11 protein-coding genes and 1 pseudogene are annotated in these 12,446 nt (G+C 68.9%); 8 read left to right on the plus strand and 4 right to left on the minus strand.

Annotation, left to right across the window (positions count from 1 at the left end):
- Positions 1 to 361 precede the first annotated feature (361 nt).
- Positions 362 to 616, minus strand: a complete 255-nt coding sequence (locus ACIRP2_RS39225; RefSeq protein ID WP_404258552.1) for a hypothetical protein — start codon at positions 614 to 616, stop codon at positions 362 to 364.
- A gap of 937 nt (positions 617 to 1,553) precedes the next feature.
- On the opposite strand from ACIRP2_RS39225, the gene ACIRP2_RS39230 reads away from it, so the two are divergent.
- Together ACIRP2_RS39230 and ACIRP2_RS39235 are read left to right on the plus strand one after the other, a co-directional pair.
- Positions 1,554 to 4,094 carry a Helicase associated domain protein gene (locus tag ACIRP2_RS39230; RefSeq protein ID WP_404258553.1) on the plus strand — a complete coding sequence of 847 codons (2,541 nt, stop codon included), beginning with the start codon at positions 1,554 to 1,556 and terminating at the stop codon, positions 4,092 to 4,094.
- A 127-nt stretch (positions 4,095 to 4,221) separates the two neighbouring features.
- Positions 4,222 to 4,398, plus strand: coding sequence for a hypothetical protein (locus tag ACIRP2_RS39235; RefSeq protein ID WP_404258554.1), 177 nt, complete (start codon positions 4,222 to 4,224; stop codon positions 4,396 to 4,398).
- A 487-nt stretch (positions 4,399 to 4,885) separates the two neighbouring features.
- Here the strand turns inward: ACIRP2_RS39235 and ACIRP2_RS39240 are convergent, their stop codons facing one another.
- A complete protein-coding gene (locus ACIRP2_RS39240) occupies positions 4,886 to 5,794 on the minus strand; it encodes an NAD(P)-dependent oxidoreductase (RefSeq protein WP_404258555.1) in 909 nt (302 codons plus the stop codon).
- A gap of 83 nt (positions 5,795 to 5,877) precedes the next feature.
- Here ACIRP2_RS39240 and ACIRP2_RS39245 point away from each other — a divergent pair, with 83 nt between their 5' ends.
- The gene (locus tag ACIRP2_RS39245) at positions 5,878 to 6,240 is read left to right on the plus strand and encodes a winged helix-turn-helix transcriptional regulator (RefSeq protein WP_404258556.1); all 363 of its coding nucleotides are present in this window, start codon (positions 5,878 to 5,880) and stop codon (positions 6,238 to 6,240) included.
- Positions 6,241 to 6,353: 113 nt separating this feature from the next.
- On the opposite strand, the gene ACIRP2_RS39250 is transcribed toward ACIRP2_RS39245, so the two are convergent.
- Together ACIRP2_RS39250 and ACIRP2_RS39255 are read right to left on the minus strand one after the other, a co-directional pair.
- Positions 6,354 to 6,911, minus strand: a complete 558-nt coding sequence (locus tag ACIRP2_RS39250) for a hypothetical protein (RefSeq protein WP_404258557.1) — start codon at positions 6,909 to 6,911, stop codon at positions 6,354 to 6,356.
- The gene (locus ACIRP2_RS39255) at positions 6,908 to 7,564 is read right to left on the minus strand and encodes a replication-relaxation family protein (RefSeq protein WP_404258558.1); all 657 of its coding nucleotides are present in this window, start codon (positions 7,562 to 7,564) and stop codon (positions 6,908 to 6,910) included. The genes ACIRP2_RS39250 and ACIRP2_RS39255 overlap by 4 nt, the downstream gene beginning before the upstream one ends.
- A gap of 44 nt (positions 7,565 to 7,608) precedes the next feature.
- Between ACIRP2_RS39255 and ACIRP2_RS39260 the strand changes: the two genes are divergently transcribed.
- The 5 genes and pseudogenes from ACIRP2_RS39260 to ACIRP2_RS39280 all read left to right on the plus strand — a co-directional run bounded on the left by ACIRP2_RS39260 (position 7,609) and on the right by ACIRP2_RS39280 (position 12,343).
- A complete protein-coding gene (locus ACIRP2_RS39260; RefSeq protein WP_404258559.1) occupies positions 7,609 to 8,037 on the plus strand; it encodes a hypothetical protein in 429 nt (142 codons plus the stop codon).
- Positions 8,037 to 8,813, plus strand: coding sequence for an AAA family ATPase (locus ACIRP2_RS39265; RefSeq protein WP_404258560.1), 777 nt, complete (start codon positions 8,037 to 8,039; stop codon positions 8,811 to 8,813). The genes ACIRP2_RS39260 and ACIRP2_RS39265 overlap by 1 nt, the downstream gene beginning before the upstream one ends.
- 631 nt (positions 8,814 to 9,444) lie before the next feature.
- Entirely contained in the window at positions 9,445 to 9,852 is a 408-nt protein-coding gene (locus ACIRP2_RS39270) for a hypothetical protein (RefSeq protein WP_404258561.1), read from the plus strand.
- Between the two features lie 263 nt (positions 9,853 to 10,115).
- Positions 10,116 to 12,065, plus strand: a pseudogene (locus tag ACIRP2_RS39275) (Helicase associated domain protein); the annotation flags it as partial.
- Positions 12,066 to 12,100: 35 nt separating this feature from the next.
- Positions 12,101 to 12,343: a helicase associated domain-containing protein gene (locus ACIRP2_RS39280; RefSeq protein WP_404258562.1), complete on the plus strand. Its 243-nt coding sequence runs from the start codon at positions 12,101 to 12,103 to the stop codon at positions 12,341 to 12,343.
- Positions 12,344 to 12,446 lie beyond the last annotated feature (103 nt).

The raw sequence follows: 12,446 nt of genomic DNA on the forward strand, positions 1-12,446 counted from the left end.
CGTCGGCAGGGTCAGCAAGGGCGGCACGGACCTGGATCTCCCCGACAGGACCACCGAGCAGGCCGTGGGCCCGCGAGCCGGCGGCCCCCCCCCCCCCCACCGCCACCGCCTCGAGGCGAGTGGGGCCCGCGCCGCCCCCCCCGCGGCCGGCCTCCGGCCGACCCGTGGCCTCCGCTGCGCTCCAGCCACCTGACCCCGCGTCAACTGGCACAGCATCAACACCCGTACAAGTAGGTGGGCCACGCTCCGCGCGGCCCACCTAAGGGCCTGCGGCCCGAGCAGCAGCAAGGGGGGACGGGTGGTCGGTCGAGTGACGGGGGATCAGGCTGGCTGGAAGGGACCGGGGGTGCTGCGTATGCGCTCACTCCCAGGAGCCCGCATGAATTCCCAGGGCGGCCCGTCTGGCAAAAGAGCTGTCGAGCGGAACACCCCAGCGGTGAGCAGCTGCGGTCAGCGCCTCCAGTGCTTCGTCGAAAGGGCCGGCCCAGTGGGTTGAGGAGACCTCTTCCCACACCATCCGGATCCTTATCGCCTGCTCCACCACGTGCAGGACGTCCGCCTTGTCGTGGCCCGGCGCATCTCCCATGCCGTTCCCCTGTCCCTTCCATGCGGTCACGGTCTTCGGCTCATCATCCGGTGCCGGGAGGTCGGAAGCTACCCGTCCACAGGGGTCAGGGGTCAGTCGACCGGCCTGGATCGGTTATGGAGGGCGTACGGCCGATGTGTCGCGTTGCGGTCCAGTGGCTTCCGCTGCGCTCCAGCCACCACCGGCCTCGCATCAACGCCCGACACACAAGGTGGGCATGCTCCGCGCAGCCCACCAACGGACCTGACGGCCCGGCGGCAGACAGGGGTGGCAGTGACGGAAGGAAGGGGTGGACTCAGCCAGGCAACCGGGAGGTCAGTGCGGGCCTATCGGGTGACACCGAATCAAGTCTCCGGTTGGTCCACGGGTTAGCGGTAGACCGGAGGTGGTGGCGGGGCGGGGGGTGCCGGGGCGGGAGGTGCGGGAGGCCAGAAGGGGTCGTTCAGGGGATTGTGCGGCTCGGTCGAGCTTCCGGCGTCAGGGGCGTGGAGGTCGAGCTTTCCTGCTCCCCACAGGACGGCCAGTGTGACCGCTGCGGCTACCGCGATGGCCGCTAGGTGACGAAGGATCCTCTTCGGCACTCTGCACCTGCCTCATCAGGTCGTGCTCGACTTCTTCGGTGCCCGGATGGCATCTGAAGCACCTGAGGGGTAAACGGGCTTCTTTCCTTCTTCCCATCCTCGTTGCCGACTAAAACACCTGACGTCGAGTCGGATACGAGCAATTTTATAGCCCTGCGTGCTTCATTTTCTAACTGAGATAGACTCTGGAATCAGAGAACGCCAGTACAGACCGCTCGGAAGGCTTATCAAGATCCATCACATGGCCTTCCCGGTGCTCCGGGGAGGCGGAGCAGCCATCCAGCCGGGTTGGTCCAACCGTAGAAGCTGTGGCTCCTCTAAGCGCAAGTTTCCCGATTCCCGCCGCTCCAGTCGACCGGACGGCATCCAGGAGAAGGCATACGGATATGTCGACCGCGAGCCGTGGTGATCAGCGCGAGGCCGCCCAGCGAGAAGCCATTGACGCGGTGCTCAGTGCCCTCGAATTTCCTGCAAGATCACTGGTTCCCGAGCGAGGACTCCGTACACAGGTGATCATGGCGACCGGGTCCGGGAAGACCCGGGTGGCGGTCCGCAGCGCGGAGGAGCTCCACGCGGGCCGTGTGCTGGTGCTCGTGCCTTCACTGGACCTGCTCGCCCAGACCGAGGCTGCGTGGCGCGAGGGCGGCCGCCGGGGGCCGATGATCGGGGTGTCCTCGCTGCGGGGCGAGGAGGTGTCCTTCCCCAACACCACGGACGTGGACGAACTGGTGGAGTGGACGCGAGGCATGGGCAAGGTCACCGTGTACGCCACGTACGCCTCCCTCGGGCTGGGCACGCTGGAGCGGGCGCACGCTGCGGGTCTGGCGGCTTGGGACCTGATCGTCGTGGACGAAGCCCACCGCGTTTCCGGCCGGATCGGGAAGCCGTGGGCAGTCGTGCACGACAACCAGAAGATCCCCTCCCTGCGGCGCCTCTACATGACGGCCACACCCCGCCTGTGGCAGTTGGACGAGGATACCGAGGGCGCGCCGGGTGAGCTGGTGGCGAGCATGGACGACGACCCGGACGGCCCCTTCGGCAGCCGCTGCTTCACGCTGACGCTCTCGGAAGCCATCGACAGGGGAATCTGTGCCCCCTACCAGGTCGTATGCGTCGACGTCACCGACACCGCCCTCCAGGCCGCGCAGCTCCTGGGCGCGGAGGGCGGCTCGGCAGAGGTACGCGGGGCGCGGCTCGCCGCCCTGCAGACCGCGCTGGTGAAGGCATCCGCAGAAGAGGGCTTCCGCAGGACGCTGGTGTTCCACCACGTCGTGAAGGAGGCCGAAGCTTACGCAGCCGGCCTTCCCGACGTCGCTGCGCAGCTGCACACCAGCGACCCCGAGCTCTACCCGGCCACGGTCTGGGCGGACTGGCTGTGCGGCGACCACAAGCCGCTCCACCGCCGTCGGGTCCTGGACGAGTTCGCCGCGGCAATCACCACGGACGGCACCGTCGTGGAGAAGGGCTACCTGAGCTCCGTGAAGGTGCTGGGCGAGGGCGTCGACACCCGCAACTGCGACTCCGTCTACTGGGCCGACGTCCGCGGCTCCATGCCCGACCTGGTCCAAGCCGTGGGCCGGGCGCTGCGGATGCACCCGGGCGAGGGCAAGTTGGCCTCGCTCGTGGTGCCGGTCCTGCTCGGGCCCGGCGAGACAGCCGACAACATGCTCACCAGCCGGGCGTACGGCGGGCTGGCCAAACTCCTGGAAGCACTCAGGGCGCACGACGCACGCGTGGTGGAGGCTCTCGCCGAGCAGCAGGCGCAGAGCCGCGTCAGAGGCGTGCAGAGCCGCAGCGGAGGCCCGGAAGGCCGCGGCGAGGGAGAAAGGTCCGGCCTGTCGGCGCCTGCCCGGCAGCTGCTGAAATTCTCCACGCCCCGCGACCCCGCGCAGCTGGCCGCGTTCATCAACCTCCGCGTCCTCAACCCGGAACACGAACACTGGCGGCGCGGCGTGGAAGCCGCCGTGCTGTACGCGCGCCAGGTCGGCGACCTGAAGGTGCCGTTCACGTACCGCGTCCCAGCCGTCGACGACCACGAGGCGGAATCCGAGGGGTGGCCGGCCTCACTCGCAAATTTCCCGCTGGGGCAATGGATCGCCGACGCTCGCCGGTCCTACGCCCGCGGGGACATGGACGAGGGCCGCATCGCGCAGCTGGAGAAGCTGGGCATGGTGTGGTCGCACTTCGATGTCGCGTGGGAGGAGGGCCTGGCCGCCGCACGCGGGTGGGCGGCCGAGGCGGGTCACCTCCTGGCCCCGCTGGACGCCACGCACCAGGGGTACCGGGTGGGCATCTGGCTGAAGAACCAGCGGGCCGCCGCCCGGAAGGCGGCCGAGATCAAGCGGCGGCGTGCCGAGGACCTGCCAGCGGAGTCGCCAGCCGGGGCACTTTCGGACGAGCGGCGTGAGCAGCTGGAGGACATCGACCCCTCCTGGTGCCCGACCTGGCCCGTGGAGTGGCAGCGTGCCTTCCACCTCGTCCGGCTCCACCTGGAGGAGGCCGGCGGCACGCTGCCGACCGAGCCCGGCGACGTGATGCACCAGGGCGAGGACCTCGGGCGGTGGGTGCGGGCGCAGCGGGTGGGCTGGGAGAAGCTGACCGGGGTGCAGCAGTGGATGTGCGAACAAGTCCTCGGGATCGAGCCCGCCAGCGAGGACGAGAAGCCGCAGCCCCGCCGTACGCAAGCCGACAAATGGGCGCTCAACTACCAGGCCGCCCAGCAGTTCTTCGAGCGCGAGGGGCACCTGCGGGTACCGCGCAAGCATATGGAGACGATCACCGTGGGCGGGGACGGTGGCGAGGGCCAGGAGCAGCGGGACGTACAGCTGAAGCTCGGTGCGTGGGTCGGGAACCAGCGCAGCCGGGCCGCGACACTGACCCCGGAACGAGTCGAGCAGCTCTCCAAGGTCGGAATGCGGTGGTCGTGACGGGAACCGTCGTCACCACGGTGGCCGGGCTCGCGGCCGGCTACCTGCTCGGGCGACTACGCCCCTGGCAGCAAGCGGGCAACTGGGCGTCTGGGCGGCCGACGGAAGGGCTTACCCAGGGTGGGGGTTGGCAGGCGGCGCCGGGCGGCAGGCCGTCGTCGTCCTGGTCCACGTCGTCACCGCGCCACGCACCAGCCGCCGCACCATGCCCGCCCCGGCCACCGAGACGAGGACGCCAGCACCCGCACGCGACCCGAACCGGGTCGCCCACCGCACCCGAGAAGGCAAGGGAGGCACCACGTGAGCACCGAGCAACACGACGCCGACGCGTACGGCCAGGAGCTGGCCCGCATCAGTCAGCACCAGCACGGACGGATGGGACGCCGGAGCCCGCAACGTCGCTTCTCTTGGGGTCCCGGGGGGGGTGGCGCCAGACGTTCTAGCAGGTCGGCAAGCTGTTGCTGTCCGCGACATTTGTCGCGGACAGCAACAGCAGCAGCGCTTGACCGGGGAAATGCCGCAGAAGGAACAGGGTGGCCCCAGTGATGAGCTGCACACGACGAATACGTGCTCCCTGCGCGTCCGGCAGCCCCGGATGCGACCTCCTCGGTATAGGCCGGCTGTGAGAACTCGTCGATCGCTGAGTGCATGAAGGGTGGGGTCGTAGAGTCGGCGTAGCCCCACTCCGAGCCGGATCAGATGCCGGGGCACGGTCCGCCGAGAGCGCAAGTAGGCGGTGGGGCCTGGGCGGAGTCGCGGCTGGGCGTGTGTTCATCGGTTCCGCATTTGGTTCAGCGCGGTCCTCGGATGCTGTCGATGATGCGGGTCCAGTTGCCGCTGCCGTGTCCGTTCTCGATCGCGCGCCGGTAGTGGGCCTGCACGGCCAGGGGGAGCGCGAGGTCGAGGCCGAGTGACGTACTGGTCTCGACGATGTGGTCGGACGTCGCTCCCATCATGGTGACCGTGCTGAGGTCGCCGGGATGTTCTCCAGCATCGAGCGCGGTGCCGGGGTTCTCTTCACCAGCCCTCAGGATGTCACCAATCGAGTCGGCGGAGGAGAGCAACTCTGGCAGCGCTTCCTTGGCCTTCATTCCCGCGGTACCTAGCATCGCGGTGGCGTGCATCAGTCCGGACAAGGTGGTGAGGAACACCGCGAGTTGGGCTTGATACATCATCTGCGCGAGGCCCGGGTCTTCGCCCAGATACTTTGGTGTCCCCAGCAGTGCCAACGCCGCCAGGTGGCTCTCCATCACTTGGTCGCGGCCGCTGTAGTAAACATAGGCTGCCTCCGTGCCGACCATCGGCGCGGGAACCATCACACCTCCGGTGAGGAAGGTGGCGTCGTGGCCCGCTGCCCAGGTTGCTGCCTCGCGTGAGCGATCGGGAGTGTCAGAGCTCAGGTTGACCAGCGTCCGGCCGGCGAGCGATGCGGTGGCGCTGTCGAGGATGTCGTACATCGCCCGGTAGTCGGTAAGGCTGAGGATCACGAGGTCACTCGCTTCGACCGCTTCGCTGGGTGTCGCCGCGAGCGTTGCTCCGTCGGTGACGATGCCGTCGGCCCGACTGGCGGTGCGGTTCCAGACGGTGACCGGGTGGCCGACGGTGAGGAGGGTGCGGGTCATCGCCTGGCCCATCGGGCCAAGCCCGATCACGGTGACAGCGCTGTCTTGCCTGGTGGTGTGGTTCTGTTGTTCGTTCACCCCTCCATGCTCGGAGAGTGTCACTACTCTCGGAAGTACCTACTATTTTCTGCGGTACTTACCTTTTCGTAAGGGGATCAGCGATGGCCAAGGCGCCGAGATGCGGGCCTTACATCTGTGGCATCGACGCTGCGCTCGACGTGGTGAGCGGCAAGTGGAAGGGACTGATCCTCTGGGAACTTGACGCCCATCGCGTACGCCGCTTCGCTGAGCTCCGTCGCGGTCTGCCGGGAGTGAGCGAGAAGATGCTGACGCAGCACCTGCGTGAGATGGAGGAGGACGGTCTCGTGCACCGGGAGGTTTATGCCGAGGTGCCGCCGCGGGTGGAGTACTCCCTGACCGAGCACGGGCGCACGCTTAATCAAGCGCTTGGGCCGCTCGGCGCCTGGGGGGTTGAGCGGATGCGTCGCGAAGGCTCCGAAGCGGTCGACGTAGCCGAGACCTGACACGGGTAAGCATCCCTGCCACCAACCCCGTGCGTGCGCGCCACTCCTGAGGGCTGAATGCTGCGGGGCACCGCGCTACATAAAGGCGTCAACAGCGTCCCACGCCGCAACACCTAGCTTTCCGGGATGCCGGATTCTCGGGTCGAACGACTGTTGATCTGGGCCATGAGTTCCCGGTTCGCGGCGCGTGAGGCGGCGAGGTCCTCGCCCCGTTCGACGAGTTCAGCGCGGAGATCGAGGATCTGCTGTTCCAGCTCGGTGACCCGGTGGGTGAGCGTTTCGACGTCTGCCGGGGCGCCGAGGCCGGAGGCTTCCCAAGCCGCCTGCCCCAGGGCCTCGGAGAGGCGTCGTTCGAGCCGGGTGATGTGAGCGGACAGGCGGCTGTTGCGGGCCGTGAGGTTCGCGACGTCGGCCAGCAGCGACTGGCGACTGACCTGCGCTCCCGCCGTTGTGCCGGGCGGGGGCTCGGCCGCGCGGGCGAGAACGGCCGCATGCAGGTCACCGTGGCGGTGGATCAGGCTGCGGTGAACGCCGGCGGCGCGGGCGACCGCGGAGACGCTGATCTCCTCGCCGCTGGCAGCGAGTTGGTCGAGGGCCTTGAGGACTCGGGATCGGCGGCGTTCGGAGTCCGCAGCCCGCGCCTTGGCCAGGTGGTCCAGTGATGTGGTCATGCGTCGCTCTCCAGCTGGGGGTGGACGACCGACCCGTCGCGGCCGAAGCGGAGGAACACCGGTCCCTCCGGGCCGTGCTCGCGCAGGTTCTTCAGGCCGGTCGCGATGATCGGGATCCTGCCGTCGTAGACGTGGAAGCCCTTCTGCCGCTGCCCCTGCCACAGATGACGGGTCAGCTCTTGCAGGCGCGGGATGGTGCGGTTGGGGTTGCGCTCGCCGATGCGGTTGAACACCAGCAGGACGGGCGGGTGCGTCGCATCGCCGGACCAGGTGGCCGGAGCCGTCCAGCAGGTGCGCCACATCGGGCGCTCCTTGCCGTCGGTGTCCTTCGTCTTCCGCCGGAAGAAGCGGGCGTACTTCTCCAGCTTGTCGGCGAGTTCCTCAGCGGTCTCGTGGCAGTTGTCGACTTCGATGAACAGCAGCGGCACCTGGTCCTGCGGGGCGGTGAGAACCAGGTCGGCCTGGGCGCCGCCCTTGCCGGGCGCGTTCCACGTGCCGGTGGCGGGCAGCGGGACCTCGCTCCAGTACGAGGCGATCGTGCCGATGCCGTCCGGTGCGTCGACGGCAGCCTGGACGTGGGGCGGGTCGACGGCGAGCCTGGCCATGTTCGGCTTCGGGCGCAGCATCGCGATCACGGTCTCGTTGACGGCCATCGGGTGGGGTGCGCTGGCGCCGTCGCGATTACCTCGCCCCGTGGATGAACGGCCGGACCGGCACGAAGGTCTCGGTACGACACCTACCCCATCACGACGACACCATCGAAGTCTTCGACGCCGCAACCGGCCGCCACCTCGGCTCGGCGTTCCTGGCCGCTGCGGCGAGCCGGGAGCAGATCCGTTCCGTCCAGGCCGCGCGGACCGCGGCCACCCGGCGGCTCAAGGCCGATCTGAGGGCTGCGGAGAAGCTGCGTCGGCGGCGCTTCGAGGCCTCCACCACCGCGGCCCCGCCTCGTCCACTCGTCGCCCCGACCTCCGCGCAGGCGGAAGAGGAGCTGGGAGCGGCGGCGCAGACGGACCGCCGTGCGCTGGCCCGTCCCGACTTGGTTCCGCACGGTCCCGCGCCCGATACCTGGGCCCGCCCCAGGCCCCCGCGCGCACCTACACCTGATGATGAGGACACGAGCTGATGATCGCTGATCTGGACTACGGGCTGCTGCCCGACGAGAGCGAAGACCACTTCCTGGGCCTGGAGCAGGCCCAGTTGGTCGGCACTGACACGCTGCTGACCACCCGGGACAACATCGAGGCCGTCATCGAGGCAAAGGCCATGATGTGTGTCTACGGGCCGGCCGGATCCGGCAAGACGATGTCGGTGAACTCCGCGCTGCGCCATCTCGCCCCGGACATCACCCACCGCCTGGAACTACGGGCCGGACCGACCCCCAGGGACATCCGCCATGGTCTCTTCCAGGCGCTGGGGCTGCCCGGTGAGCCGCCAACCCGCCCGATCGAGTTCGACACCCTCCTGAAGGAAGCGCTCGCCGAGGAGTTCCGGGTGCTGGTCTGTGACGAGGCGCAGTGGATGAAGAAGACCGGGTTCGAGTTCTGGCGCCACCTGTGGGACGACAAACGCACCAACATCGCCGTGATCTTCGCCGGAGGCGACGGCTGCTACAAGGTCCTGCGCCGCGAACCCATGCTGGCTTCCAGGATCTTCATCTGGCAGGAGTTCACCCGCATGTCCAAAGACGAGGTACGGGCCACGATCCCCGCCTTCCACCCCGTCTGGGCCGACGTCGACACCGCGCTGATCGACGCGATCGACAAGCAGGCCGCCCACGGCAGCTTCCGCAACTGGGCCAACATCACCACCCACATCCTCGCCGGCAGGAAGAAGCTCAACCTCGAACAGGTCGACGAAGACCTCGTGCGCTGGGTCTACAGCAAGATCGGCGGCATGTAGTGACGGCCGTCAGCCTCCCGGCCGTCACCGTCCTCATCGACAAAGACGACCACCCCGCATGGACGGCCGCCGCGCATACCGCGCACGACCCGGCCGTCGGACGCCTGACCGTCGACCCCAGCCCCGCCAACGGCGCGCCCGCCGCCCTCGCCCACGACCTCCTCTACGCCCTGGGCAAGCGCCTCCCCCCCAGGGCGGAGAAACGTACGGGACATGGGCCGACTCCCAGCGCCCCGCCTGGGACGCCGTCGCCGCCTGGATCCTCACCCACGGCATCGGGCACCTCATCGTCTGCCGCACCGACCGCCTCACCACCGCCCGACAGAGACAACTACTCGCCCTGCGCGAGCGATGCGGTATCTGCCTCACCCTCCTCTGGCACCGGCCGGTCACCCCCGCCCTGAGAACACTCCTCGAACAGACCCCATACCGCCTCGCCGACACGCTCCCCCAAGCCCTGATCGCTACGAGCCAGCCGGGGTACCCGCCGACCGACGCCCGAAGCACCGCACAGCGACGGACCGTCGAACCAGCCCCTTACCAGGACGACGGCCAGTGGATCACCTCCCCCGCACCGCCGCACGGCACGGTGACAGACCGTCCGAAACGTGCCCGGTGCCAAGGCGCCCCCGTGCTCGTCTCGACGAACGGCGCTCCACCCGCGCAAGGGTATGACCGCATATCAGCAGACGTCCTCGCCGCACGGCTGAACACCGTGGCGCACCCCCTGCGCGCGACAGCCCTGGCCATCCACGCAGTCACCGGGGCAGACATCAGCAGGCTCGCGCTGATCCGCGGAATCGGCATCAGCGAAACAGCGACCACCGTCAAAGTCCACGACAGCACCGCCCACCGCCGATGCCGGCTCCACCCACTCCCCACCTGGGCGCGCTGCCTCGTACGCGCCGCCGGCATCCACGGACAGCTCAAGGACCGCGCACCAGACAGTCCACTCTTCCCCCTCATCACGGCCCAGGACGGTGAACAACTCCGCCTCACCGCAACAGGAATCCACTACCACCTGAAGTCCGCACCGTAGAAAGCGACACCAGCTGCGCCCATCCCACGCCGCCGGCACCCAGCCACAGCCACCCTGACCACCCGATGCTGTACCGACCGGCAACCGATTGACCCGCATCATCACCAAAAACGTCAGCACCGGATCAGCATTTGTGTCATCACTCGAACCACTCACCGCGACCAGCTGAACAGCAGGGACAGCGCGCCAACGCACTGACATCACGATGCCGAACCACCACCGACAAAAACCCCCAGATCATCACCTACAGCACCCGGATTTTCGTTCTTGGTCTGGCGGAGGCGGTGGAACGGTCGATCCTCGCGGGGTTCGAGATCGACGTGCTGGAGATCCGCGATCCGGACCCGATCCTGGGCCTGTCGGAGGACGCGCTGCGTGGCCGGCGCATGGCCCTGCTGCAGGCGGCGCTGCTGGAGCATGCGGCGCAGCAGAATCTGCACACCACCATGGTGTTCCACCAGCGGGTGGAAGAAGCCGCGGCGTTCGCCGAGCAGATGCCGCGCACGGCCGCCGAGCTGTATACCGCCGAGGCCTCCGCGGCGGCGCTGGCCGAGGCGGAGGAGCTGCCCGCGTCGTCGATCGATGCTGAGCTGTACGAGCTGGAGGAGGGCCGCCACGTGCCTGCGGACCGGGTGTGGGCGGACTGGCTGTGCGGGGACCATCCCGTCGCGCACCGGCGGAAGGTGATCCACCGGTTCGCCAACGGCATCAACACGCAGAACCGGCGGGTGCACCGGGCGTTCCTGTCGTCCGTACGCGCCCTCGGAGTCGGGGTCGACATCACCGGACTACGCGGGGTCGAGGCCGTGTGCATCGTCGGCTCGCGCAGCTCCCAAGTGGATGTCGTCCAGAACATCGGACGCGCCCTGCGCCCCAACCCCGACGGCACGACCAAGACCGCCCGGATCATCATCCCCGTCTTCCTCCAGCCCGGGGAAGACCCGAAAGACATGATCGCCTCGGTCAGCTACCAGCCCTTGGTCGACATCCTCCAAGCCCTGCGCTCGCACTCGGAACGCATGGTCGACCAGCTCGCCTCCCGCGCCCTCACCCGCGGCACCGAACGGCGGCGCATCCACGTCCACCCCGCCCCTGCGGCCGGCCCGGAGAACGGGGACATGCCCACGGAGACCAGCGAGGCGCAAATGGAGGTCGACCGGGTCACCTCGGTCGTGGTCAACTTCGCCTCCCCCCGCAACGCCGCCGACATCGCCGCCCTGACCCGCTGCCGCGTCATCCGGCCCCAGTCCCTGGTCTGGCTCGAGGGCTACCAAGCCCTCATCCGCTGGCGTACCGAGAACGGGGTCACCGGCCTGTACGCCGTCCCCTACGACACCGAGACCACCGTCGGCGTGACGAAGGACTACCCCCTGGGCCGATGGATCCACCAGCAGCGCCGTGCCCTGCGCGCAGGCGAACTCGACCCCCACCGCAAAGAACTGCTCGACGAGGCCGGGATGGTCTGGGAACCCGGCGACGAAGCATGGGAGAACAAACTCGCCGCGCTCCGCTCCTACCACCGGGCCACCGGACACCTCGCACCCCGCCAGAACGCCGTCTGGGGCGAGAGCGAAGCCGAGGGCCTGGTGCCCATCGGGCAGCACATGGCCAACCTCCGACGCAAAGGCCAGAAGAACGGCCTGGGCAAAGACCCGGAACGGGCAACAGAGCGCGCAGCGCAGCTGGCTGCGATCGACCCGGACTGGAACTGCCCCTGGCCACTCGACTGGCAACGCCACTACAAGGTCCTCGCGGACCTGGTCGACGCCGACGGCATACTGCCCGACATCGACCCCGGCGTCACCTTCGACGGCGACGACATCGGACGATGGCTTCAGCGGCAGAAACAGCCGGGCACCTGGGCGCAGCTATCGACCGAACAGCAGGAACGACTGACAACGCTAGGCGTACAGCCGCTTGAGGCACCATCTGTCGCCCCGGCGACAGTCGGTGCGGCGAAGGCGAAGGGCCCGAGCAAGGCGCAGCAGGCATTCCAGCGCGGCCTCGCAGCCCTCGCACAGTACATCGCCCGCGAAGGCAAAACCATGGTCGGCAGGACCTACGTTGAAGAGCTGCCGGACGGCACGACGATCAAGCTGGGTGTGTTTCTGAGTAACCAGAAGGCCAGGCGTGACCGGTTGGATGCGGAGCAGCGAGCCGTCCTCGCCGAGCTGGGTTACACCTGGGCCGCAGAACAGTCCGGGCGCAGCTGACATTCACCAATAGGCCCCCGCGTACCCATTACGGGATGGACCGCACGGCCACAGGGTCCGGGCGCGGCGCAGCCGCCTTCCAGACCGGCATCCAGGCCCTGGCGCAGTACGTCGAACTGGAGGGTGGCGGTCTGCCCGGCCGCCAGCACGCCGAGCACCTGCCGGGGGCGGTCCACGGCACCAGGGTATGGCTGGCCAACCAGCGGCAGCGGCGCGACCGGCTCAACGCCGCACAGCTCGAAGCGCTCGCCGGGCTCGGGGTGGACTGGGCGCGCTGATGCGGTCGGGGGGGGGGGCCCGCGGCACGGTGGGGGGGCCCCCCCCCCCCCCCCCCCCCCGGGGGTGGGCCGGGCGGGGCCCCCGGGGGGGGCCGGGGGGGCG

The sequence above is a fragment of the Streptomyces sp. NPDC101194 genome (genome assembly GCF_044767885.1).
In the GTDB taxonomy this organism is placed as follows: domain Bacteria; phylum Actinomycetota; class Actinomycetes; order Streptomycetales; family Streptomycetaceae; genus Streptomyces.